The organism is Vibrio sp. QJM3NY_21 (genome assembly GCF_057785975.1).
Map to the genome: position 1 here is coordinate 3,085,346 of NZ_CM173513.1, position 21,759 is coordinate 3,107,104.

The 21,759-nt window shown below is 43.1% G+C and carries 19 protein-coding genes and 1 tRNA gene; 10 read left to right on the forward strand and 10 right to left on the reverse strand.

Translation table 11 applies throughout. The features are described from left to right. Positions 1–284: 284 nt before the first annotated feature. The 3 genes from AC3CID_RS13690 to AC3CID_RS13700 all read right to left on the reverse strand — a co-directional run bounded on the left by AC3CID_RS13690 (position 285) and on the right by AC3CID_RS13700 (position 2,702). Positions 285–1,538: a cyclic di-GMP phosphodiesterase gene (locus tag AC3CID_RS13690; protein ID WP_488526672.1), complete on the reverse strand. Its 1,254-nt coding sequence runs from the start codon at positions 1,536–1,538 to the stop codon at positions 285–287. An 83-nt stretch (positions 1,539–1,621) separates the two neighbouring features. Continuing rightward, positions 1,622–2,029, reverse strand: a complete 408-nt coding sequence (locus AC3CID_RS13695; protein WP_004735357.1) for a VOC family protein — start codon at positions 2,027–2,029, stop codon at positions 1,622–1,624. A gap of 588 nt (positions 2,030–2,617) precedes the next feature. Further along, positions 2,618–2,702: transfer RNA gene (locus AC3CID_RS13700), tRNA-Leu, on the reverse strand. A gap of 195 nt (positions 2,703–2,897) precedes the next feature. Here AC3CID_RS13700 and AC3CID_RS13705 point away from each other — a divergent pair. Further along, on the forward strand, positions 2,898–3,374 hold the full coding sequence (locus AC3CID_RS13705; protein WP_017083738.1) for an RDD family protein: 477 nt from the start codon (positions 2,898–2,900) through the stop codon (positions 3,372–3,374). Positions 3,375–3,437: 63 nt separating this feature from the next. Here AC3CID_RS13705 and lptG read toward each other — a convergent pair whose 3' ends face one another. Both lptG and lptF read right to left on the reverse strand, forming a co-directional pair. Continuing rightward, positions 3,438–4,508 carry an LPS export ABC transporter permease LptG gene (gene lptG, locus AC3CID_RS13710; protein WP_428783870.1) on the reverse strand — a complete coding sequence of 357 codons (1,071 nt, stop codon included), beginning with the start codon at positions 4,506–4,508 and terminating at the stop codon, positions 3,438–3,440. Between the two features lie 3 nt (positions 4,509–4,511). Beyond that, positions 4,512–5,612, reverse strand: a complete 1,101-nt coding sequence (lptF, locus tag AC3CID_RS13715) for an LPS export ABC transporter permease LptF (protein ID WP_488526673.1) — start codon at positions 5,610–5,612, stop codon at positions 4,512–4,514. A gap of 192 nt (positions 5,613–5,804) precedes the next feature. Between lptF and pepA the strand changes: the two genes are divergently transcribed. The 3 genes from pepA to AC3CID_RS13730 all read left to right on the forward strand — a co-directional run bounded on the left by pepA (position 5,805) and on the right by AC3CID_RS13730 (position 10,858). Further along, the gene (pepA, locus tag AC3CID_RS13720; RefSeq protein WP_004735335.1) at positions 5,805–7,325 is read left to right on the forward strand and encodes a leucyl aminopeptidase; all 1,521 of its coding nucleotides are present in this window, start codon (positions 5,805–5,807) and stop codon (positions 7,323–7,325) included. Between the two features lie 106 nt (positions 7,326–7,431). Continuing rightward, positions 7,432–7,881, forward strand: coding sequence for a DNA polymerase III subunit chi (locus AC3CID_RS13725; RefSeq protein ID WP_054548291.1), 450 nt, complete (start codon positions 7,432–7,434; stop codon positions 7,879–7,881). Positions 7,882–7,984: 103 nt separating this feature from the next. Beyond that, a complete protein-coding gene (locus AC3CID_RS13730) occupies positions 7,985–10,858 on the forward strand; it encodes a valine--tRNA ligase (protein ID WP_488526674.1) in 2,874 nt (957 codons plus the stop codon). 119 nt (positions 10,859–10,977) lie between these two features. Here the strand turns inward: AC3CID_RS13730 and AC3CID_RS13735 are convergent, their stop codons facing one another. Then, positions 10,978–11,979 carry a M48 family metallopeptidase gene (locus AC3CID_RS13735; RefSeq protein ID WP_488526675.1) on the reverse strand — a complete coding sequence of 334 codons (1,002 nt, stop codon included), beginning with the start codon at positions 11,977–11,979 and terminating at the stop codon, positions 10,978–10,980. Beyond that, positions 11,980–13,152 (reverse strand): YjgN family protein, encoded by a 1,173-nt coding sequence (locus AC3CID_RS13740; protein ID WP_135458598.1) that lies wholly within the window; start codon positions 13,150–13,152, stop codon positions 11,980–11,982. It abuts the gene before it with no gap. A 239-nt stretch (positions 13,153–13,391) separates the two neighbouring features. Between AC3CID_RS13740 and AC3CID_RS13745 the strand changes: the two genes are divergently transcribed. Further along, positions 13,392–14,297, forward strand: coding sequence for a bifunctional helix-turn-helix transcriptional regulator/GNAT family N-acetyltransferase (locus AC3CID_RS13745; RefSeq protein ID WP_171312975.1), 906 nt, complete (start codon positions 13,392–13,394; stop codon positions 14,295–14,297). A 93-nt stretch (positions 14,298–14,390) separates the two neighbouring features. Here AC3CID_RS13745 and AC3CID_RS13750 read toward each other — a convergent pair whose 3' ends face one another. Next, positions 14,391–15,188, reverse strand: a complete 798-nt coding sequence (locus AC3CID_RS13750; protein ID WP_146456652.1) for a glycosyl hydrolase 2 galactose-binding domain-containing protein — start codon at positions 15,186–15,188, stop codon at positions 14,391–14,393. Between the two features lie 125 nt (positions 15,189–15,313). After that, positions 15,314–15,730: a ribonuclease E inhibitor RraB gene (gene rraB, locus AC3CID_RS13755; RefSeq protein ID WP_004735324.1), complete on the reverse strand. Its 417-nt coding sequence runs from the start codon at positions 15,728–15,730 to the stop codon at positions 15,314–15,316. Positions 15,731–16,307: 577 nt separating this feature from the next. Here rraB and arcA point away from each other — a divergent pair. From arcA to AC3CID_RS13780, 5 genes are all read left to right on the forward strand, one after another. Beyond that, entirely contained in the window at positions 16,308–17,528 is a 1,221-nt protein-coding gene (arcA, locus tag AC3CID_RS13760) for an arginine deiminase (RefSeq protein ID WP_004735323.1), read from the forward strand. 156 nt (positions 17,529–17,684) lie between these two features. Beyond that, entirely contained in the window at positions 17,685–18,689 is a 1,005-nt protein-coding gene (locus AC3CID_RS13765; protein WP_488526676.1) for an ornithine carbamoyltransferase, read from the forward strand. Between the two features lie 288 nt (positions 18,690–18,977). Then, positions 18,978–19,907 (forward strand): aspartate carbamoyltransferase, encoded by a 930-nt coding sequence (gene pyrB, locus AC3CID_RS13770; protein ID WP_004735321.1) that lies wholly within the window; start codon positions 18,978–18,980, stop codon positions 19,905–19,907. A 12-nt stretch (positions 19,908–19,919) separates the two neighbouring features. Next, positions 19,920–20,381, forward strand: coding sequence for an aspartate carbamoyltransferase regulatory subunit (gene pyrI, locus AC3CID_RS13775; RefSeq protein ID WP_341636141.1), 462 nt, complete (start codon positions 19,920–19,922; stop codon positions 20,379–20,381). A gap of 136 nt (positions 20,382–20,517) precedes the next feature. Next, a complete protein-coding gene (locus tag AC3CID_RS13780) occupies positions 20,518–20,907 on the forward strand; it encodes a RidA family protein (protein ID WP_004735319.1) in 390 nt (129 codons plus the stop codon). A 120-nt stretch (positions 20,908–21,027) separates the two neighbouring features. Here the strand turns inward: AC3CID_RS13780 and AC3CID_RS13785 are convergent, their stop codons facing one another. Continuing rightward, positions 21,028–21,753 carry a 1-acylglycerol-3-phosphate O-acyltransferase gene (locus tag AC3CID_RS13785; RefSeq protein WP_488526677.1) on the reverse strand — a complete coding sequence of 242 codons (726 nt, stop codon included), beginning with the start codon at positions 21,751–21,753 and terminating at the stop codon, positions 21,028–21,030. Positions 21,754–21,759: the final 6 nt, after the last annotated feature.

Consider the following 21,759-nt stretch of genomic DNA (forward strand, 5'->3'; position numbering starts at 1 on the left):
TAATTCTCAGTGTCAAACACTTATTGGGAATTAATTTCTACTTTTAAAAAGTAGGAGCGATTAAACGCTTTAAGCTAGTTGCCTTACCAACATTCTGCGCTGAAGCCTTGTGGCGTCTGCCGTGTCAGTGAGGCGGCATTATAGAGATGCAGCTCTTATTGGCAAGCATTAAATGCGTTTTTTATTGAAAAAAGAGGTTAAGCGAAGACATTTCAACCAAGGGCTTATTTATACCACTTTCAACCCAAGTTTCGAACAAATTACCCACAACACCCTGTGGATAACTACTCACCATTATCAAAAAAGTAAGATAAACGAGCCCTAGGGTTTAGATATTCTCTAACTTGTTCCGGTAACTTACTTGGATGAACTGCATTGACAATTTTTATCTCTTTACTAAAGAGGTCAATGATCGGGGCTTGGGTTCTTGGCACGCTAGGATCATAGATCAGTACATTCGGGTAAAGCATGTGTTTAGCATTAACTGAAATCACTATTCCAATTGATTCATTTGAAAGCTGCACGACAGTGCCCGGTGGGTACACTCCCATAAACTTGACTAACAGACTCAAGTTATCCTGACTATATAGGTGTTTGCAGTTCTTATATAAATGAGAGAGTGCTAAGTAAGGGATCTTCTGCTGGGATTGCGCTTTACTGTGGCAAAGGTTATCAAATGCATTTGCTACCGTGACTATTTTTGCAAACTCATCTATACCATCTTCAGTTAAGCCTTCTGGATAACCCGAACCGTCATTCATTTCGTGATGCTGACCAATAACTCTCTTCGCACTGTCAGGAAAACCCTCAATAGCCGTGACTATATCTACCCCATACTTAGTATGAAGTTTGAGATAATTCGCCTCTGGCACAGTCAAAGCTGCCTGCTTTCTTAGTATCGCTACGGGTATCTTTATTTTACCTATATCGTGAAACAACGCGGCAAATGAAAGGTCTTTCAACTGTTGCGTATTGTAGCCTTTTGCTTTACCAATCATTAACGCAACAACAGAGACATTTAATGTATGGAAGTAAATGTCTTCAAAGTCAGCTTTTGCATTCATGAGATGCAAGGTTACGTTATCGTCACTCACTAGCGTTTCAACAATATCATCAACAAGAGCTTTAACCTCCCCTACCGCATCTAATGGGCGATTACGGATTTTGGTCATCACAGAACGCATTCGGGCAAGCGAACGTTCGAACTCTTTCTCGCAATGACTCACCCTACGACGGTAAGAGCTTAGAGTTTCGATACGCTCATGCTTATCTTTCCACATTCTTTCGGCTTCAAGACTTACTTGTAAATCAGTATCAAGGTCTTGTTCGCTCACATGATTAACGGGTAAAGGTGATGTATCGCTTTGGTTCGGATTTATATAGACGTGCTTAATCCCAAGATGTCGAATTACTTGTACTTGAGCGTCATCTTTGATTTTAAAGCTGTTAAGTAGAAATGGGTGTTCATTCCATTTTACTGGGAGTCGTACATGTAGACCGGGCTGAATGCGATCTACGGTAATCTTTATGCTGCCCATTTTTATATATAATATTGATCAATAATCTCTATTTATAATTCTAATAAAACCGAGCAGCAATTTCACTATCCAATTTCACAGGTTCAACTTAAAGAATCACAGTGCACCATCCAACGTATGCCGAACTTATCTTCCACTTTGCCAAACCGAGCTCCCCAAAACGTATCCGCTAAAGGTGTCATTATTCGCCCACCTTGCTTCAGGTTTTCAAAGATTTGCTCTTGAGTCGCGGTATCCTCAGTAACAAGGGAGAGAGCGAGGTTGTTACCTTCGAGCTCTTTCGCTTTAACACCATCAGACATCATCAGCTTCATACCAAACGCTTCAAACTCAGCATGCATAATCCAATCAGGTTGAGCTCCCTCTATTACTTGTGGCGCATCACTAAAAAGTTGTTTCGATAAAACCACACCGCCAAAACACTTATGGTAAAAATCCAACGCTTCATTACAACGGCCATCAAAAAACAAATAAGGGGTTACTGTCAGCATATCTCTCTCCTCTGCTATTTCTTTAAACATAGACAATAGAAGAGAGAATGATAGGTAACATTCTGATTTAAGGTGATTAATTTACTAAGAAGTTGAACTACGAAAGGAAACGGTGAAATTTCGGGATGAAACATAAAGATCTGACTGATTGGACAGGCATTCCTGCCGCCACAACGAAGGCAACGTTTTCTGTTCTCCAGATACAACAAAGCCCCGACTTGAGTCGAGGCTTTGTCATTTAAATATGGTACATGTAGGCGACTTGACTGGGCTTGCATCCAAGCCGACACGCTGGGTTAGGAATTCACAAACGCCCAAAACGACGAAAGGTCGCTATAAAAGCAATCTTTCTATATTTGGTACTGGCTAGACGGACTGATTGGACAGGCATCCCTGCCGCCACAGCGAAGGCAACGTTTTCTGCTCTCCAGATACAACAAAGCCCCGACTTGAGTCGAGGCTTTGTCATTTAAATATTGTACAGGTAGGCGACTTGACTGGGCTTGCATCCAAGCCGACACGCTGGGTTAGGAATTCACACACGCCCAAAACGACGAAAGGTCGCTATAAAAGCGACCTTTCTATGTTTGGTACCGGTAGGCGGACTTGAACCGCCACGCCCGAAGGCAACGGATTTTGAATCCGTCGTGTATACCAATTTCACCATACCGGCATTATCTTGGGGCATTGCCCTTTCGATGTCTGGCATTATACGTATGCGAACTGATGTGGCAAGTATAAAAACTTGAATTCATGTGTGTTTGCCGATAATTTCGCCACTAAGTCATAAGCTGTGCGTCATGTCTCTTTTCACGCCAGGCCTTAGACTATATTCTGACGCCTAAATTTTTGAAGAAGTAATAACACCATGACATCAACAAACACAATGCCACCAGCAGGAGTAATGCGCCGATTTGGTGCCTTGTTCTATGACGCCCTTATCGTAATCGCTATTGAGATGCTGGCGGCTGGCGTCATTGTCGCTCTGCTGCATGCGCTCATGGCACTTGGCGTTTTTAACCATAGCGGTTATGCCGATGTTAGTGACTTCTTGAGCAACCACCCGATTTGGAGCCCTGCATATACCTTTTACTTGGTCGTAGTTTGGGTGTACTTCTTTGTGTTCTTTTGGACAAGAGCAGGTCAAACGCTAGGCATGCGAGCTTGGAAACTGCGCATTCAAAACAAAGATGGCTCCGCTATTACTGTAACCCAAGCTCTGATTCGCTTAGGTACTTCAGGATTTGGATTAGCAAACTTATGTGTTCCATTCGATCCTCAGAAGCGTGGCTTTCACGACATCTGGGCGAAGACCGAAGTAGTAGTGTTACCACAAGCACGATAACGCGATCAAACTTGCTACAGTCAAGATCAAAAAAGGAAGGTGTTATGCCTTCCTTTTTTCTATTTACAGTTTCCGCCTCAAGAGCATTACGGCGATTCCGAGGAATACCACGCTAGGGGCTAGCGCACCAAAGGCCGGTGGTATTTGATAAACCAAACTGACCGGACCAAAGAACTCACTGGATATATAGAAGGTAAAACCTGCAATAACCCCCGAAAGAATCCTTGCTCCCATAGTCACACTTCGTAATGGGCCAAAGATAAACGACAATGCCATCAACATCATGACCGCTATCGAAATCGGCTGAGTTATCTTTCTCCATAAGGCGAGTTCATAGCGTGATGCATCTTGCTCCGAGGCTTTAAGGTAGGAAACATAATCGTACAACCCACTTAAAGACAGCTCTTCTGGTTTAACCGTCACGATCGCAAGCTTATCCGGAGCGAGTGATGTTTCCCAAGTATAAGTTGGTAAGCTTTCTTTGGTAATCTGAAGATCATTTTCGAAAGACGTAATCTCGACATCGTTCATAGTCCAAACGTTGTTTCCAACGTAATCGACTTCTTTTGAATATATAGCCGTTTTCAGAGCCTTGTTCTCATCAAAGCGCCACATATTCATACCATATAACTTCTCATCGTCTATTTTGACAATGAAGATAAAGTCATTGGCATCACGCGCCCAAACCCCACTTTGGGTAGAGATAATATTACCACCAGCAATCGATATAGTTCTTAAGTCACGAGCCATCTTCTGTGCTTGGGGCGCTCCCCACTGACCAAGAAGAGTCACCACTATCATTAGTGGAATAGCGGTTTTGAGTACCGATAGGCCAATATCTAATTTAGAGAAACCCGCCGCCTGCATTACCACCAGTTCGGAACTCGCAGCAAGCATACCCAGTCCAATCAACGCACCAAGTAATGCAGCCATTGGAAAGAACATTTCGATATCACGAGGGACACTCAATAAAACGAAATACAGTGCTTGTAGTAGATCATAGGTACCACGACCAACTTTTCTCAGCTGCTCTACATACTTGATAATTCCAGAAAGACCAACAAACGTCACCAATACCAGTGACGTCGTTGCGATGATGGTTCTGCCTATATATAAATCGAGAATCTTAAACACGGCTTAAGCTAACCTTTTATTCTTGAATTTTTCTTTTAAACGCCTTACTGGCACGCTATCCATAAAGTTTGCACCAATTGCGACAAATAACAATAACGCATTAATTGGCCACATGCCGACTACCGCTGGGATACTCCCTTCTTCAATCGAAGATTTGGTTGCACTGATTGCTAAGAAATAGGTTAGGTAAATAAGGATTGCTGGACCAATTTTAGCGAAACGACCCTGTCGAGGGTTTACCGCAGACAGTGGCACTACAAGCATGGTCAACAATGGGATACAAAGCACCAAAGAAATTCGCCACTGCAATTCCGCTTTCGCACTGTTTTCTGGGTGACCAATCAGTTCGAATGTAGGAATGGCTTCCCAATCTCGACCTTTTTTCTCAACTTCACGCTGACCAATTAAGCCTTCGTACTCTTCAAAGTGCGTCACCATATAATCAAGACGTGTCGGAACCCCTTCATGACGAGTGCCGTCATACATAACGATGACTTGGCGACCATCGCTCAGTTCTTTGACATCACCCGACTTAGAAAACATCACACTAGGCAATACCGAATCACGTGGGCGCATTTGAGCAACGAACACATTTTCTAACTTATTACCGTCGATATCATCAATGAAAACGACAGAAGAACCATCCGGCGTACCTTCAAACTTACCTTTCGGAAGTAAATCAACACTGTTTTCTGCAGCCATCTCTTCATACATTTGTTCAACTTTATCTTGCGACCAAGGAGACAACCAAAATGAGTTGAAGGCAGCAACAGATGCAGTAATTAAAGCCAAATAAAGCGCAGATTGGATAAGGAATTTATTACCAATACCCGTTGCGTTCATTACGACTATTTCACTTTCAGCGTAAAGACGGCCAAAAGTAAGCAAAATACCAATATAGATACTGAGTGGAAGCATCAATAAACCCATCGCTGGCATATTTAGACCAACAATCGACAATATGAGGCTCGCAGGAATATCACCATCAGAGGCGTCCGCTAAAACACTGATGAATTTTTGGCTGAGAAACACGAGAAAGAGAACAAAAAAGATCGCAAATTGGCTCTTGATTGTCTCGCGGATCAAATATCTAACAATAATCACGCTCAAATTACCTATACAAAACTTGTTTTTTTGATTGAATCACTATAATTTCCCGTTGAACCTTTTATTTTTTTAAATTTTTAGCTAAGTGTTAGCGTTCTTCTTTAAGGTTAGTTCCATTATAGGATCCAACAAGTAAGAACCCATTATCTAACATTTAGTTCGATTTGTCTTCAGGATGTAGGAGTACGCATGGAGTTCAGTGTAAAAAGTGGCAGCCCAGAGAAACAGCGCAGCGCATGTATCGTTGTCGGTGTATTCGAACCGCGCCGCCTTTCTCCAGTAGCCGAGCAATTAGATAAGATTAGCGATGGCTACATTAGTTCACTGCTTCGTCGCGGTGATCTAGAGGGTAAACCTGGCCAGATGCTGCTACTGCATCAAGTACCTGGTGTACTTTCAGAACGTGTTCTACTGGTAGGCTGTGGTAAAGAACGTGAGCTAGGCGAGCGTCAATACAAAGAAATTATCCAAAAAACCATCAGCACACTAAACGAAACTGGTTCTATGGAAGCAGTATGTTTCCTTACAGAACTTCACGTTAAAGGTCGCGACACTTACTGGAAAGTTCGTCAAGCGGTAGAAGCGACTAAAGATGGTCTTTACACATTCGACCAATTTAAGAGCAACAAACCAGAGACTCGTCGTCCATTGCGTAAATTGGTCTTCAACGTACCAACTCGTCGCGAGCTAAGCCTTGGCGAAAAAGCGATTTCTCATGGTCTTGCTATTGCTTCAGGTGTGAAAGCATCTAAAGATCTTGGCAACATGCCACCAAACATCGCAAACCCTGCTTACCTAGCTTCTCAAGCTCGTCGTTTAGCTGACGATTATGAGACAGTAAAGACTAAGATCATCGGTGAAGAAGAGATGGAAAAGCTGGGTATGACTTCATACTTAGCTGTAGGCCGTGGCTCTAAGAACGAATCTATGATGTCTATCATGGAATACAAAGGCGCTGCTGACCCAAATGCAAAACCTATCGTTCTAGTCGGTAAAGGTCTTACTTTCGATTCAGGCGGTATCTCGCTTAAGCCTGGTGAAGGCATGGATGAGATGAAGTACGACATGTGTGGTGCTGCATCTGTATTCGGCACAATGAAAGCACTGGCGAAACTTAACTTGCCAATCAACGTTGTAGGTATCCTTGCGGGCTGTGAAAACATGCCTGGTAGCAATGCTTACCGCCCAGGTGACATTCTAACAACCATGTCAGGCCAAACCGTTGAAGTATTAAATACTGATGCAGAAGGTCGCTTGGTTCTATGTGATGCCCTAACTTACGTTGAGCGCTTTGAACCAGATTGTGTTGTCGATGTTGCTACGCTAACTGGTGCATGTGTTATCGCTCTAGGTCACCACATCAGTGGCGTTCTATCTAACCACAACCCACTGTCTCATGAACTTGTTAATGCTTCAGAGCAAGCAAGTGACCGCGCATGGCGTCTACCTATGGCAGACGAGTACCATGAGCAGCTGAACAGTCCGTTTGCTGATATGGCAAACATCGGTGGCCGCCCTGGCGGTACTATCACCGCAGGTTGTTTCCTGTCTAAATTCACTAAGAAGTACCACTGGGCTCACATCGACAGTGCAGGTACTGCGTGGAAGTCAGGTGCAGCGAAAGGCTCGACAGGTCGTCCTGTCTCAATGCTAGTCCAATTCTTATTGAACCGCAGCGGCCAAGAGACTGAAGAGCAATCTTCAAAATAATGAAAAGGGCCTACGGGCCCTTTTTTAATAAGCGCTATTTGTTAGACCCTGTTAACCAAGTAATATTGATATCCACGATTTTCAGTTCAAGTTTTGAGTGTTAAGTATGCAGACTGCCACGTTTTACATTGTGCCTTCAGACAGCCCGCAAGCCAGCGAAGATGGTTTTGCTCGCTATGTGTTGTTTCTTGCTCAGCACTTTGCTAAACAAGGCGCTAAACTTTATCTCAACTGCAATGACAAAGAACATGCCGAACGTATCGCTGAGGTTTTCTGGCAGGTCGAACCCAATGAATTTATTGCACATAACTTAGTTGGCGAAGGCCCAAAGTATTCAACCAACATCGAAATTGGCTATCAAGGCGTAAAACATAATTGGAATCGCCAACTGGTAATAAATCTGGCCGATAATAATACAACCTTTGCGAACGCCTTTGCTCAGGTGATAGACTTCGTTCCTTGCGAAGAAAAAGCTAAGCAACTCGCTCGAGAAAGGTATAAAATTTATCGTCAGGCTGGATATCAGCTACAAACTATCGAGATTCAACATCCATAGTCAAACCTCATAGTTAAAGCTATCTTTGGATTTAGATTCAAGAAGCTTCACTTATGAAGTTTGACCACGATTAACCATTCACAGTATCCGTTATAAGAGCACTATGGAAAAGACATACAACCCAACATCAATCGAACAAGCTCTGTATAAGACTTGGGAAGAGAAAGGCTACTTTAAGCCACACGGTGACACATCAAAAGAAGCTTACAGCATCATGATCCCGCCACCGAACGTCACTGGCAGCCTACACATGGGTCACGCGTTCCAAGATACGATCATGGATACGCTTATCCGTGCTCAACGTATGAAAGGCAAAAATACTCTTTGGCAAGTGGGTACTGACCACGCTGGTATCGCCACTCAAATGGTTGTTGAGCGTAAGATCGCCGCTGAAGAAGGCAAAACAAAACACGACTACGGCCGTGAAGCTTTCATCGACAAGATCTGGGAATGGAAAGGCGAATCAGGTGGCACGATCACTCAACAACTTCGTCGTCTTGGTGCTTCTGTAGATTGGGATCGTGAGCGATTCACTATGGATGACGGCCTATCGGCTGCGACTCAAGAAGTGTTTGTTCGTCTATACGAAGAAGACCTAATCTACCGTGGTAAGCGTCTAGTAAACTGGGATCCTAAACTGCACACTGCTATTTCTGATCTTGAAGTTGAAAACAAAGACAAAAAAGGTTTCATGTGGCACTTTCGCTACCCATTAGCGAACGGTGTTAAAACGGCTGACGGCAAAGACTACATCGTCGTTGCTACTACACGTCCTGAAACCATGCTTGGTGATACCGGCGTTGCGGTTAACCCAGAAGATCCTCGCTACAAAGATCTTATCGGTAAAGAAATCCTGCTTCCTATCGTAAACCGTCTTATCCCTATTGTAGGTGATGAGCACGCGGATATGGATAAAGGCACAGGTTGTGTAAAAATTACGCCAGCCCATGATTTCAACGATTACGAAGTGGGCAAGCGCCATAGCCTACCAATGATCAACATCCTAACGTTCAACGGTGATATCCGAGATGCGGCTGAAATCTTCACAACTAACGGTGAAGAGAGCGATGTGTACTCAACAGAGCTTCCAGCTAAATACCAAGGTATGGAGCGCTTTGCTGCTCGTCGTGCAACGGTTGCTGAATTTGATGAACTAGGCCTACTTGAAGAGATCAAAGATCACGATCTAACCGTTCCTTACGGTGACCGTGGTGGTGTGGTTATCGAACCAATGCTGACTGACCAATGGTATGTGCGTACAGCACCTCTTGCTGCTCCTGCTGTTAAAGCCGTTGAAGATGGTGAGATCCAATTCGTACCTAAGCAGTACGAAAACATGTACTTCGCGTGGATGCGTGACGTGCAAGACTGGTGTATCTCTCGTCAACTTTGGTGGGGTCACCGTATCCCAGCATGGTACGACAACGATGGTAAAGTTTACGTAGGTCGCACTGAAGAAGAAGTTCGTGAAAAGAACAACCTTTCACCGGTAATTGTTCTTAAGCAAGACAACGACGTTCTTGATACATGGTTCTCTTCTGCACTTTGGACGTTCGGCACACAAGGCTGGCCTGAAGATACTGAAGCAATGAAAACATTCCACCCATCAGAAGTACTAGTATCTGGTTTTGATATTATCTTCTTCTGGGTTGCTCGTATGATCATGATGACTATGCACTTCGTGAAAGACGAAGATGGCAAGGCTCAAGTACCTTTCAAAACAGTTTACATGACGGGCCTTATCCGTGATGAAAACGGCGACAAGATGTCTAAGTCGAAAGGTAACGTACTTGACCCAATCGATATGATTGACGGCATCGGCCTTGAAGAGCTAGTAGAAAAGCGTTGTGGCAACATGATGCAACCTAAACTGGCTGCTAAGATCGAAAAAGCAACACGTAAGACTTTCGAAGATGGTATCGAACCATACGGTACTGATGCACTGCGTTTCACTCTTGCTGCTATGGCTTCAACTGGCCGTGACATCAACTGGGACATGAAGCGTCTTGAAGGTTACCGTAACTTCTGTAACAAGCTATGGAACGCAAGCCGTTACGTACTGATGAACACAGAAGAGCACGATTGTGGCATGTCACTGTCTGTTGAAGACCGTGCAAACATGGAATTCTCTCTAGCAGACAAGTGGATTGAATCTCAGTTTGAAGTTGCAGCGAAAGAGTTTAACGCTCATCTAGACAACTACCGTCTAGACATGGCAGCAAACACGCTTTACGAATTCATCTGGAACCAATTCTGTGACTGGTACCTAGAGCTAACTAAACCTGTTCTTTGGAAGGGTACTGAAGCTCAACAACAAGCGACTCGTTACACGTTGATCACGGTTCTTGAGAAGACACTACGTCTTGCTCACCCTGTTCTTCCTTACATCACTGAATCTATCTGGCAGAGCGTCAAGCCGCTAGTAGACGGTGTTGAAGGCGAGACAATCATGACTCAAGCGCTTCCTCAGTTTAATGAAGCTAACTTCAATGCTGAGATCGTTGACGACATCGAATGGGTTAAGACTTTCATCACTGCTATTCGTAACCTACGTGCGGAATACGACATTGCACCAAGCCAAGGCTTAGAAGTAATGATCAAAGTAGCCGATGAAAAAGACGCTGCTCGTATCGAAGCAAACAAGATTGTTCTAAACTCTCTAGCAAAACTTGATGTACTTAAAGTGCTTGCAGACGGTGAAGCAACGCCAGCGTGCGCAACGAAACTCGTTGGCAAATCCGAGCTAATGGTGCCAATGGCTGGCATTATCGACAAAGATGCTGAACTTGCTCGTCTAAACAAAGAAAGCGCAAAGACTCAAGGTGAGATTAAACGTATCGAAGGTAAGCTAGGTAACGAAGGTTTTGTTGCTAAAGCACCAGAGGCGGTTATCGCGAAAGAGCGTGAAAAGCTTGAAGGTTACCAAGAGACTCTTGTTAAGCTTGAAGAGCAAAAAGCGACAATCGCTGCTTTGTAATTCATGCTGTAGTCTTTAAAAAATAAAAAGGGCAGATGAGTATCTGCCCTTTTTGCTATCTGTAATTCTTTACGCATCGTCTGAGTAAAGTACTCAATTGTATATACCTTAACGAGGTACTAATGTGCAGCTCTTAATGACTCAATTCGTTCACCTAATTCAGGGTGAGAGCTGAGCCATGTGGGTAGTTCAGCATGTCCATCAGAACTCTTTCCAAGCAATTCAAACATCTCAATCATCGCTTGATTAGAACCATGTAGCTTCATCATGGCATCAGAAGCAAAAACATCCGCTTCACGCTCTGCTTCTTGAGATTGTCCGTTATTAGCAACAAATACTCCTAACCCCGCGAGATTGTCGATCACACCAGAACTTTCACCCGTCAATAGCGCCACTGTCATCGAGAGCAAACTCGATCGAACTAATACTCTCATGACATGCTGATGCTGAATATGCCCTAATTCATGCAATAGAATGCTGTCTAACTGCCTATCCGTTTTAGTTAAGCGAACGAGGTCATCCAAAACAATAACTGTCCCACCACTGAGCGCAAAAGCATTCGCTCCGAGTTTTGAAGAACGAAACTCGAGCTGCACTCCATCATAAATCTCTATATCTTTCAGATGGGAGTCAAAGCGCTGGCGAATGCGAGCTTGTTCCTCAATAGGAATAGTCGAGTTATCAAAAAGCTGTTCATCCAAAGATTTTAGAACTTGTCTTTCAACGAGTTGAGGCACCGAATCAGGCAAATAAGTGACTATTTTATGAGTTAACCACGGAACCCCATGAGTAAACATAGAAATGGTAAGTAACACAAGAACAACACTACTAACTAAGATAGCCGTGATGTTCTTCTCTAATTTACCTAAGAAATTATGTTTACCTCTGTCTCTCAAATAGGAGTCCAATTCATCACTTGCCTCCGTGATAAATTGCCATCCATCTGGGAATTTGAGCTTTGTTGGAGCGGATCCAACGCCTCGCATAATTTCAACACGTTCGAAATATGCAGAAACAATAGAACCATCCACACTCAGGAGCAATTTATCAGGGTGAGATATATCTAAAATGGCCTCGCAGCGTTCAGAACTACGAGGCGGGTGTGCAACACCAGAGATCATTTAGCCAATACCAAGATCAACATTAAACGCTTGAGCTATCTCATCAGAAATAGCCGATTTCACATCAGACGGTTGGTCGTTTGCTATTAATAAATCTAAGTCGCCTTGAACATACGAATTCTCCGACAAGTAGTTCATCGTTCTTACCATCACCCATGGTCTAGCTAACCCGAGGGTAATCACTTGAAGCAGAAAGTTAGTTAATACTAAAAGCATGTAGCTTTTTATCGTTAATGTCGAAGCAAAATTTAACGTTGAATCGGCCTCATTTTCTTTTCCTTCAAGCACTAATTCAGAGAACGTGTAATTTCTAATTTTTACTTGAATGTAAGCAGCAATCGCAATACTCATAACAATGAAAACAAAGTAGTAAGCAACCATCATTGAAGTCAAACTTCCGTTGTTAGCGATTTCGGATAACGACTCAGGGTTGCTGATCATGTTGAAGCCAACGGCACTGAATAAAGCCAAAACGGCAACAATAGAGGCAACCAGCCATGCAATCATACTGATGAAGTATACTTTGAAATAAAAGCCATCTTGGTAATCAGCTTTAAACTGACGATCGCCATAGCGATAACCATTAGAAAAATAATTGGCGATACCGGCAAGTAGCCAGGATTGTAAATAAACATAAGAAGGTATGGATATTAAAATGGCGATGCCACCAGCAATCATGTTCATTTGCATAGTAAATATTATTGCCATGATTGCCGTAAATACGCCGACACCCACAACAAGACCGCGCCCAAGAATTGCCCAGTAGGCTCCGGAAACAGTACCATGGAAAGAGAAGTGAACATTGCGAAAGCTTGTCATTGCAGAATCAAAACGAGCATTGCTGCGAGATAACAATGGTAACAATGCAAAAAAAACCAGTAATAAAACCAATGCCACCTGAGGGGCAAACTGATTACTGACTCCCCAAGCGACTACACAAATCAACGCAATGATTCGCCCTTTCAATATTTGCATAGGCTTACCATGATATTCAAAGCTATCACTACCAATAAATGTATTCCCATAAAAGTAACGTTTATTTCGAACTTTCGCCCAAGCCGAGTAAATACCCAATGTGATGACGGATAAAAGAATATTAACGATCCAAATACCAAAATATTCGTTACCCTTTCCCTTAAAATTCACCCTAGTTTCTAACTGTTTTGTTTCCATTTCTCTATTCCATTTGACGTTTTAAAAACAACCATGTACATCTACGTGCACATCAACAGTGTAAAAATATAGAAACACATCATTCTGATCAATTGATAATTAATATAAAAAGAGAGCAAACTATCAACACTAACCCTTTGATCTCTAATTTATTCCCCCTACTTACAATAATCCTGTTGACATGGTTGCGACGCGCAATTAAATTATAGTTGTACATCGCAACCATACTGAGAGGCAACATGACTTCAGCACAACTTAGAGAATTATCACGTCAACTCGTTCGACAACTTGGAATGCTAGACAAAGATTGTGGTGATATTGCCCTACCTCCGATTCAAGCTCATACACTTATCGAACTAGAGCAGCAGCCATTAACCGTGAATCAATTAGCGGATAAGCTCAATATTGATAAATCCAACGCCAGTAGAGCAGTCAATAATCTAGCGAAGAACTCGTTAATTCAAACCTCACCACACCCCAACGATAAGCGCAGTGTTGTTGCTTCAGTAACAGAGCAAGGGATAAACACTCTTGCCCAACTTCACAGTCAACAGAATCAGTTTTATGACTCGGTACTTGAGCGTTTAACAGAAGCGGAAACTCAACAAGTTTCTGGGGGAATTAAGCACTACCTTAAAGCACTGCAACAAAGCCACGCTTCAAGCGGTGTAATGGTTCGTTCCCTACAACAGCAAGACAACACCGCAGTGGCCAATGTAATTCGCCAAGTCTCTTATGAAAACGGGCTAACTGAAGATAAAGGTTATGGTGTGGCTGACCCCACCTTAGAAGACATGTTCAATGTTTATAACAATGAAAGATCTCAGTATTGGGTAATTGAACTTGATGGAAAGGTTGTCGGTGGTGGCGGATTTGCACCATTAGCAGGTATGCCAGAGGTCTGTGAACTGCAAAAGATGTACTTCTTGCCAGAAACAAGAGGCAAAGGCTTAGCGAAGAGGTTGGTTAATATGTCGATGGAGAAAGCTAAGGAACTGGGTTATCAACATATGTATCTAGAAACGACCGAATGCCTTAATGCCGCCATTAAACTTTACGAAAAATTGGGCTTTGAACACCTTGATTCAGCTTGGGGAGAAACAGGCCATGACGCTTGTGAGGTTGTCATGGCCAAAACGCTATAATATGTTTTGAAATAGGGTTAGCGTCGGCAGTTCATCAGATGACAAGCAAGTGAGCGAATTGATTCCTTACGTAACTGGTTAATTAAATAACCGCTAACTACGCAAAAAATTACTGACGCAAGAAGCTGGATTCAAGGCGACAAAAGAGCTCTCTTCCTGGCCATCAAGTACCACTTCTAACGAGTATAAATGTTTAGGGTTAGGATTCTCAATATCAAAAATGATCGGCGCCTCAACCTGGAAAACAACACCCGTATGTTCTGCTCGCACATCTATCGGCATCACCAATGTCATACCATTAAACTTGATTGATGCCGATATTAGCCCCGGCTTTAGCGTTTGATAGATAACATCCACTTTGAACTCACAACCACCACCGTAATGCCAGATCTGCTCTGTCACAACTTGCTCAAGCTTGACGTGACGAACGAACTGCAGATATGGCGCTTGCCAGATTCCGATACGAGAATCCGATTTAGCGACAGCCGATGAAGAGACTGACTCATCCATATCCTCTTCAAGCAATAAGCTCTCCTCTTCTTCAAGGAAAAGAATCTCAAAACGGTTGCGACCAGACTGCATGTAAGGTCGAATATCTTTACGATATTCGACTTGGCTACCATCACAATCAAACACAGCCACACCATTGAGTCGAACTTCCGCAAAGTAATCAACACCTGCCATTACTAACTCAACAAACGGGCACGCCAACATCGCATCATCCACTTCGATGTCATGCATCAGGTGCCACTCTTGCTCTGCGATTTCACTTTCACTCAAGCTATCAGGAAGCTTTGAACTTAACGGAGCCGGAAAAGTAATGTCATCTTGTGGAATAGAGAGGTCCGTCAGTGGCGATATTTGCCAAAGACCATCGAGAGGTAATCGCATAGCATTCCTTGAGCTAGATCAATTTTGACCGCATTATAATGAATGAATGCATATAAAGACATTTATTTTTCTGAGGATAAAAAAATGCCAGCTCAAGGCTGGCATTCTTTAAAACTGGGAAGAAATTACTCTTCGTCTTCATCATCTTCGTCTGGGTAGATAGCATCTTCACCTTCGTAGTAAGTGCCCCAACCGTCGTAGATAATGTCAAACTTCTCTGCAAGATTTACAAGCTTCTCAACTTGCTCATCAATCGCTTCTGCATTCAGAGTACACTGCATCGTTGCATCACAACAAAGTAGCTTGTTGCCATCTTCGTCTTCTGTCTCTTCAGCTTCAAGCACTTCAAAGCCCATTTTGAATGCTTCAACAACGGCTTTCTCAAGTACTGCGAAATCTTCAGCAAAAAGGTGATGCTCGATATCGTATAGAGCTTCAGGATCGCTACCATCTTCGATTAGTGCTTCAATGATGTCGCGAGTCTCTCCTTTTTGAAATTCAATTAATTCCGCTACTGATAGATATTCATCTTCGTGAGACATGTGTCTGCTCCAGAGTGTTGACTATGAAAAGATCAAATTTGATTGCCACGAAATATGGCATGGATCGCCTAGAAAAGCCACCTAGATCAGGTATAGAAGAGTAAGTTTATCGCTAGATAACAGAGGGGATATCAATTAAAAAGTGAAATCAAAATCACAGAAACAAATTTTCAACATATTATTAACTAACGTGTGTTTTAGCATTTCATTTTTATTGTTACTTTTCGCCTTACTTCTCTAAAACTGAGTGGTTAGTCATATCAAATGCATACTGACGATCACTTCATTGGTGCATAAGATCTCATTTTAGAATGGATAATTGCATAAATTTTGAATGAAAAATCATGTTCACCAAGCAAAATGGATTATCGAATCACTGAAATTTGAGCATAGAACCGCAAAAAGTTTGTTCCAGCATTGAGTCTTTCAATTGGATTTTAATATCACTAATTTTTAATTAATCAGCATTAAAAACCAATAATTGATAAATAACACAACCTTTACGCAAGTTTCAAAACTTGCATATTACGAACAAGCTTGTCATAAATAGACGCTGGATTAATAGTAAGGATGCAAAATGAGTAAGCTGTACGTTGGCTCCGAAGTCGGTCAATTAAGACGAGTTCTCCTAAATCGACCTGAAAGGGCACTCACCCACCTCACCCCTTCTAACTGTCATGAGCTACTCTTTGATGATGTACTTGCAGTAGAAGCGGCAGGTGAAGAACACGATGCCTTTGCGACGACACTTCGTAACCAAGACGTCGAAGTGTTATTACTGCATGACCTACTGGTTGAGACACTCGCTGTGGCTCAAGCTCGTGAGTGGCTACTGACGACTCAAATCTCAGACTTCCGTTACGGCCCTACATTCGCACGTGATTTAAGAGAATACCTTGCTCAAATGGACAACGAGCACTTAGCCACGATCCTACTGGGTGGTTTAGCCTACTCTGAACTTCCTATTAAATCTTCTTCAATGCTACCGAAGATGCACCGCCCGCTTGATTTCGTTATTGAGCCGCTACCCAACCATCTATTTACCCGCGATACTTCTTGTTGGGTTTATGGAGGTGTCTCTCTTAACCCAATGATGATGCCTGCTCGTCAACGAGAAACGAATCACTTGCGAGCAATTTACCGCTGGCACCCTGTATTCGCAGGCCAAGATTTCATTAAGCACTTCGGTGACGAAGATCTTCACTATGACAACGCGAATATTGAAGGTGGAGATGTACTGGTTATCGGTAAAGGTGCCGTGCTTATCGGTATTTCAGAGCGTACTAAGCCACAAGGTGTTGAAAACCTAGCCGCTAGTTTATTCAAATCCGGTCAAGCTAAAGAAGTGATTGCGATTGATTTACCAAAGCACCGCTCTTGTATGCACCTTGATACGGTAATGACACACATGGATATCGACACATTCTCAGTCTATCCAGAGATCGTTCGTAAAGACCTAGATACTTGGCGCTTAACGCCGAAAGAAAATGGCGAAATGCGAGTAGAGAAAGCTGAAAACTACCTAACAGCGATTGAAGGCGCACTGGACCTCGATCAACTGAAGATCATCACAACCGGTGGTGATAACTACGAAGCTGAACGTGAACAATGGAATGACGCTAACAACGTACTGACGGTGAAACCGGGTACGGTTATCGGTTATGAGCGTAATGTTTACACTAATGAGAAATACGACAAAGCAGGTATCGAAGTTCTGACGATTCCGGGCAATGAGCTAGGTCGTGGCCGAGGTGGCGCTCGCTGTATGAGTTGTCCTATCGAAAGAGACGGTATCTAAGCCACAAAACTCAATAAAGCGAACACACTAACTTATCTAGGCCAGTATCATTGCACTGGCCTTTTTTATCAAATTAATAAAATAAATATTCACAAATATAGCATTTTTATGTTTAACTGAGTTCTTCATTGATTCTATATACGCAAGGAGCGAGAGATGGCCTTTAATCTTCGCAATCGTAACTTTCTAAAACTTCTCGACTTTACTCCTAAAGAGATTCAGTTTTTACTCGACCTGTCTGCCGACCTTAAAAAAGCTAAGTATGCAGGTACAGAGCAGAAAAAGCTTAACGGTAAAAACATCGCTTTGATCTTTGAAAAAGCATCCACTCGAACTCGATGTGCTTTTGAGGTAGCTGCTTTTGATCAAGGTGCTCAAGTCTCTTATTTAGGCCCTTCTGGTTCTCAGATTGGTCAGAAAGAATCAATGAAAGATACAGCGCGTGTATTAGGTCGCATGTACGATGGCATTGAATACCGAGGGTTTGGCCAAAGCATTGTCGAAGACTTAGGCGCTTATGCCGGTGTACCGGTTTGGAATGGCTTAACCGATGAGTTCCACCCTACTCAGATCTTGGCTGATTTCCTCACTATGTTTGAGCATGGTCGTGGTAAACATCTGCACCAAATCAGCTTTGCTTACCTTGGTGATGCACGTAATAACATGGGTAACTCTCTGTTAGTGGGCGCCGCGAAAATGGGCATGGATATTCGCCTTGTCGCGCCAAAAGCATTTTGGCCAGAAGAGCAGCTTGTCGAAGAGTGCCAAGCTATCGCGCAAAGTACAGGTGCAAAAATCACGCTGACAGAAGACGTTGCTGAAGGTGTGAAAGGCTGTGATTTCCTTTATACCGATGTTTGGGTTTCTATGGGTGAAGCGCCAGAAGCTTGGGACGAACGTGTGGCTGTAATGACACCTTACCAAGTGAATATGGATGTCATTAAGCTCACAGGTAACCCTCAAGTGAAATTCATGCATTGCCTGCCCGCTTTCCACAACAATGAAACCGTGATCGGCCAGCAAGTTGCAGACAAATATGGAATGAACGGTTTGGAAGTGACTGATGAAGTGTTTGAGTCGGACTACTCAATTGTGTTTGATGAAGCTGAGAATCGCATGCACACCATCAAAGCGGTAATGGTTGCGACCTTAGGTCAATAACGAAGAATCAAACATAAACAAAAGCTTGATGTAATCGCTTGCGCTCACAGATTGAAAGCGTATAATTCTCGGCAATTTGTCTGAGAGTAGTGAAAATGACGCCAAGCAATGTTGTGATAAAACATAATGATATTGTGAAAACACATAATAAAATTGTGGAAACACCAAATATTGCTCGCAAGCTAGCATGCTTACCAGGCCGTCTATTCTGCTTTTCAGCACTTTTTTAAAGCCTCCCATTACGGGGGGCTTTTTTATGGCCAATACATTATTGTGGGGAAGAAGATCATGGCGAATTCGCTCTATCAAAAGCACATCATCTCAATTCCAGAGCTTTCTCGTGAAGAGCTAGAATTGATTGTTCAAACGGCAGGTCAACTAAAAGCTGAGCCAAACCCAGAGCTCATCAAGAATAAAGTTGTTGCAAGCTGCTTCTTCGAACCTTCAACGCGAACTCGTCTCTCTTTTGAAACGGCTATTCAGCGCATCGGTGGTGATGTGATTGGTTTCGACAGCGGTGGTAACACTTCACTGGCAAAGAAAGGCGAAACGTTGGCAGACTCAGTACAGGTTATCTCTTCATACGTTGATGCTTACGTAATGCGTCATCCTCAAGAAGGTGCTGCGCGTCTGGCTTCTGAGTTTTCTAACGGTGTACCGGTTATTAACGCAGGTGACGGCGCAAACCAACACCCAACACAAACGCTATTAGACCTATTCTCTATCGCTGAGACACAAGGCCGCCTAGACAACCTCAACGTTGCATTCGTTGGTGACCTTAAGTACGGCCGTACGGTTCACTCGTTGACTCAAGCGCTAGCGAAGTTCGATAACATCTGTTTCTACTTCGTGGCACCTGAAGCACTGGCGATGCCAGACTACATTTGCGAAGAACTTGATGAGGCGGGTATCAAGTATCAACTGCTGACAGACATGGAAGATGTCATTCCAGAGCTTGATGTCTTGTACATGACTCGAGTTCAAAAAGAACGCTTCGATGAATCGGAATACGCGCACATCAAATCAGCGTACATCCTGACGGCTCCAATGCTGGAAAATGCACGTGATAACCTAAAGGTTCTTCACCCTCTTCCTCGTGTTGATGAAATTACTGTCGATGTCGATAAAACACCTTACGCTTACTACTTCCAGCAAGCAGAGAACGGTGTTTACGCACGCGAAGCACTGCTAGCCCTTGTTCTTAACGAAACGCTGTAGAGGAGAGATATCATGTCTAAAGAGACTCAATTAAAAGTTGAAGCAATCAAGAACGGAACGGTTATCGACCATATCCCAGCCAACATCGGGATCAAGGTACTCAAACTGTTCGACATGCATAACTCTAATCAGCGAGTAACGATTGGCCTAAACCTGCCATCTTCTGCTCTAGGCGGTAAAGACTTACTCAAGATAGAGAATGTGTTTATCACGGAAGAACAAGCGAGCAAGTTAGCACTTTACGCGCCTCACGCGACCGTAAACCAAATCGAAGATTACGAAGTGGTTAAGAAGTTGGCGTTGGAACTTCCAGAGCAAATCAACGATGTGTTTGAATGTCCAAACACCAACTGTATTACTCACAATGAGCCCGTTGAAAGCAGCTTTAAAATCTTTGAAAAGAAAGAAAGTATTCGACTGAAGTGTAAGTATTGCGAAAAAGTATTCTCTCGCGAAATTGTGACTGAAAGATAACGCCATACGGCAACACCATTTGAATGAAAAAACTATCAAATACCTCGCTTGTGCGAGGTATTTTGCTCTTTACCTATCCAAAGTTTGTAGGCACACTGAAAATTGCTTTTTATCTAATAACTGATGGAATAAACCAATGACTAAAGTACTTCACACAGAATCTGCTCCAGCTGCAATCGGCCCATACGTACAAGGTGTTGACCTTGGCAATATGGTACTGACTTCTGGTCAAATCCCAGTAAATCCAGCAACTGGTGAAGTATCTGCAGATATCGCAGAGCAAGCTCGCCAATCTCTAGACAACGTTCAAGCAGTTGTTGAAGCTTCTGGCCTGACTGTAAAAGACATCGTGAAACTAACAGTATTCGTTAAAGACCTAAACGACTTTGGCACAGTAAACGAAGTTTACGGCAAGTTCTTTGATGAGCACGGCGTTGCAAACTACCCTGCACGTTCATGTGTTGAAGTAGCTCGTCTACCAAAAGATGTTGGTATCGAGATCGAAGCTATTGCGGTTCGCAAATAGATTTTAGGCTCTAGAATAAACAAACGACTTCGAGTAAATGGCGGAGTGCTGAACGTTTATCAGATATAAAAAAGGTTGCCCATTTGGCAACCTTTTTTATTGTTCGTTGTTTTGCTTAAATTATTTCTTATTAAGCTCAATCACTTCTTTGTCTAATTCTTCAAGCTTAGCGGCCATTTGCTCACGGGCTTGGTTAGCGAGTTGACGAACATTAGACTTGTCGTAACCTTCAGTGCTAATTGGTGGCAACATTTCAACAATCACATGACCATTGTTCCAACGGTTCAGCTTCACGCCACCTGTAGAGCTACATACGATTGGGATAACCGGTAAACCAGCACCAATTGCCGCATGGAAAGCACCCGTTTTGAATGGCAACAAACCACGACCACGAGAACGAGTCCCCTCAGGGAACATCCATACTGAGACATCGCTCTCTTTTAAGCTAGTCACTACCTGATCAATCGTACCTACTGCTTTACTGCGGTTAGCACGATCAATGAGGATGTTACCCGTCAACCAGTAAAGCTGACCAAAAAGAGGCATCCACGCTAGGCTTTTCTTACCAACAGTCACTACCTTAGGTGTCACCGCTGATGAAATCGTGAATAGATCCCAGCTGTTTTGATGGTTCGCAACATAAACATGTTGGCCACGAGAGTAGGCATCTTCCGGGATACGAAGCTCTAACTTCATGCCGAATATTTTCGACATGCGACCGAAATAGCGGCCAAAGGTAAATACGTGTTTCGGGTTACGTGGACTAAGTAGACAGTAACCACACCCAAATACAAACATAAGAATCGCAAATATCGCCAATGCGAAAATACGTAATACTGCTATCATTTTGTT

What these genes read in the sequence shown, in the direction of transcription:
- AC3CID_RS13690 (WP_488526672.1), bottom strand. Translation starts at nt 1,538, where the DNA reads ATGGGCAGCATAAAGATTACCGTAGATCGCATTCAGCCCGGTCTACAT.
- AC3CID_RS13695 (WP_004735357.1), bottom strand. Translation starts at nt 2,029, where the DNA reads ATGCTGACAGTAACCCCTTATTTGTTTTTTGATGGCCGTTGTAATGAA.
- AC3CID_RS13705 (WP_017083738.1), top strand. Translation starts at nt 2,898, where the DNA reads ATGACATCAACAAACACAATGCCACCAGCAGGAGTAATGCGCCGATTT.
- pepA (WP_004735335.1), top strand. Translation starts at nt 5,805, where the DNA reads ATGGAGTTCAGTGTAAAAAGTGGCAGCCCAGAGAAACAGCGCAGCGCA.
- AC3CID_RS13725 (WP_054548291.1), top strand. Translation starts at nt 7,432, where the DNA reads ATGCAGACTGCCACGTTTTACATTGTGCCTTCAGACAGCCCGCAAGCC.
- AC3CID_RS13730 (WP_488526674.1), top strand. Translation starts at nt 7,985, where the DNA reads ATGGAAAAGACATACAACCCAACATCAATCGAACAAGCTCTGTATAAG.
- AC3CID_RS13735 (WP_488526675.1), bottom strand. Translation starts at nt 11,979, where the DNA reads ATGATCTCTGGTGTTGCACACCCGCCTCGTAGTTCTGAACGCTGCGAG.
- AC3CID_RS13740 (WP_135458598.1), bottom strand. Translation starts at nt 13,152, where the DNA reads ATGGAAACAAAACAGTTAGAAACTAGGGTGAATTTTAAGGGAAAGGGT.
- AC3CID_RS13745 (WP_171312975.1), top strand. Translation starts at nt 13,392, where the DNA reads ATGACTTCAGCACAACTTAGAGAATTATCACGTCAACTCGTTCGACAA.
- AC3CID_RS13750 (WP_146456652.1), bottom strand. Translation starts at nt 15,188, where the DNA reads ATGCGATTACCTCTCGATGGTCTTTGGCAAATATCGCCACTGACGGAC.
- rraB (WP_004735324.1), bottom strand. Translation starts at nt 15,730, where the DNA reads ATGTCTCACGAAGATGAATATCTATCAGTAGCGGAATTAATTGAATTT.
- arcA (WP_004735323.1), top strand. Translation starts at nt 16,308, where the DNA reads ATGAGTAAGCTGTACGTTGGCTCCGAAGTCGGTCAATTAAGACGAGTT.
- AC3CID_RS13765 (WP_488526676.1), top strand. Translation starts at nt 17,685, where the DNA reads ATGGCCTTTAATCTTCGCAATCGTAACTTTCTAAAACTTCTCGACTTT.
- pyrB (WP_004735321.1), top strand. Translation starts at nt 18,978, where the DNA reads ATGGCGAATTCGCTCTATCAAAAGCACATCATCTCAATTCCAGAGCTT.
- pyrI (WP_341636141.1), top strand. Translation starts at nt 19,920, where the DNA reads ATGTCTAAAGAGACTCAATTAAAAGTTGAAGCAATCAAGAACGGAACG.
- AC3CID_RS13780 (WP_004735319.1), top strand. Translation starts at nt 20,518, where the DNA reads ATGACTAAAGTACTTCACACAGAATCTGCTCCAGCTGCAATCGGCCCA.
- AC3CID_RS13785 (WP_488526677.1), bottom strand. Translation starts at nt 21,753, where the DNA reads ATGATAGCAGTATTACGTATTTTCGCATTGGCGATATTTGCGATTCTT.